This window comes from Levilactobacillus senmaizukei DSM 21775 = NBRC 103853 (genome assembly GCF_001592085.1).
Taxonomy (GTDB): domain Bacteria; phylum Bacillota; class Bacilli; order Lactobacillales; family Lactobacillaceae; genus Levilactobacillus; species Levilactobacillus senmaizukei.
Map to the genome: position 1 here is coordinate 1 of NZ_BCWD01000052.1, position 2,009 is coordinate 2,009.

Here is a 2,009-nt window from a genome sequence, read left to right on the forward strand (position 1 = left end):
AAATTTTATTGAAGTTATGAATGATTTGAGCGAGTTAATAAATGTAAGTGCAACAAGATTATTCGAATATGAACTTTATAATTCTCTCTGCAGCCTTTTCAGTAGCCATATCAATATCTTCTTTGGTCCAAGTATCCTTAGGATAATTAACAAGGGAACTTGCAATTTGATATTTACTTCCCCTATATCCATGATGACTAGTAATGCTATTTTCCTTTTTTGTTCTAAACCAAGCATCACCAATTCCCCGATTAATTTCGGACTCTAATGGGATCTTATTCCCCAACTTTTCCCTATATTTGTAAAATTCTTCCTTGCCACTTAAACCAGCATCTTTTATAATATTCTCCCGATTTATGCCACTTTGAGGCATAATGTGTTCAATATCCACGTTTCTGTTTAAATTAAACTCAAGCTTATGATACTTAGCATATAAATATTCATTTAAATAACTTATAGGTGTCGGCACGCCTCCATCTATAAGTGTTTGTTTAATATCCGCCTTATTAAAATTTGAGGCAATATGTTGTTTAACTTCTTCGATTAAATTAGCGTCTGTTATAGTATTGATTTGGCTATATTTTAGATTCATTTTTTCTAAAAATCCTTTGAATAAACGATTTCCATAGGAGAAATCAGTTAATTCAAGAATTGCTCCGAGTCTTAGCAGATAAGACAAATATTCAGAGCTTTGGCGGAAAAATAAATAACTTGAAACAAATGGCTTAAAATTCCCATTGAATTTATTTAATATTGCCCCTAATTCAAGATTATCAAAATTGTTGATGTTATCTAATATTTTGTCTAATTCACTAGTAAAGCAAGTATCATTATTTAACAGTGATTTGTTTGTAGCAAAAAATGCCCTAATTCCTGGATTCCTAGTAATTGTCCCATGTTGTTCGGAGAGTTTCATAAAAATATAATGGGTCATCAGTAAATTTAAATTTAAGGATGAATTATCTGTTTTCTTGACAATTTCCTGCCAGTTTTCTTCAAAAGCTTTTCTGTTTTTAGAATTTGCGATTGCTTCGGAGACTATTACCTCGATTGGAGTAAGTGGAATTCCAGTACCATTAAGAGAATTAAAAATATTGATTGCCTGATCCGTATTAAAACTTGTGATGGTGATTACTTGGCAAAAGTTAATTAAATGATCAGCAAAGTCGCGGACTTGAGTGTTGGTTAACCCCATACAATAGTTATAAAAATAACGAAAATTCTTGTAAAAATTGGTGTATTTATTATCTTTTTGCCGTCGATTTATTCTTATTACCAAATTTTTAATAGTTTCAAAATCTTCATTAACCAAAATCGTAAACATATCCCGCACATGTAATTCAGAAATAGAATCATTTAAATATTTAATATTTTGGGGCTTTAATTTGTAATTACCCTTTCGGTAATCAAAAAAAGCATCGTCATCTAGGTTATAAAGCATCAAAATAATTTTGCGCTTTAGATTAGACAATCTGTCTTTTAATTTTGCATCATCTGATGAATCATCTGATAGCTTACTAAGTTCGTCATTAATTTTTATAAGTAAAGCTTTCAGTAGGAGCATAAAGGTCGTGGTTCGCTGTTGACCATCTATTAATGTAGTTTCATGTTTTTCTCCTGATTCTTGAGCAATTAAGATAGTTCCAAAAAAGTAATTATCTTGGCTAGTTTTGTCAAAGTTTTCTTGGTGGTTTTTTATATCATCAATTAATTTTTCACATTGCGCCACTTGCCATGCATATGGTCGTTGATAACCAGGAATATAAAACTCTTTTCTATCAAAATAAGTATCGATAGTTTGCAAACTTGGTTGAATGTCATTTCTTGTCATTTGTTTTCCCCTAAATTTTATATTAATATGGCCGCCTGATTTAATGCTTTCCAGGGTTCAAATAAATCATTAATCGCGATTAATGATTTATTTGAGCTGTGGAAGTACTCCTAGACCATTCGCTTAATTTCAGCAACTTTATTTTGATTTTGTCTTGACGGGTTATGGTTTTCCATTC

At 31.0% G+C, this 2,009-nt stretch carries 1 protein-coding gene; it reads right to left on the minus strand.

Translation table 11 applies throughout. The features are described 5' to 3' along the window. Positions 1–58: 58 nt before the first annotated feature. The gene (locus LSE01S_RS10525) at positions 59–1,831 is read right to left on the minus strand and encodes a DUF262 domain-containing protein (protein ID WP_061777582.1); all 1,773 of its coding nucleotides are present in this window, start codon (positions 1,829–1,831) and stop codon (positions 59–61) included. Positions 1,832–2,009: the final 178 nt, after the last annotated feature.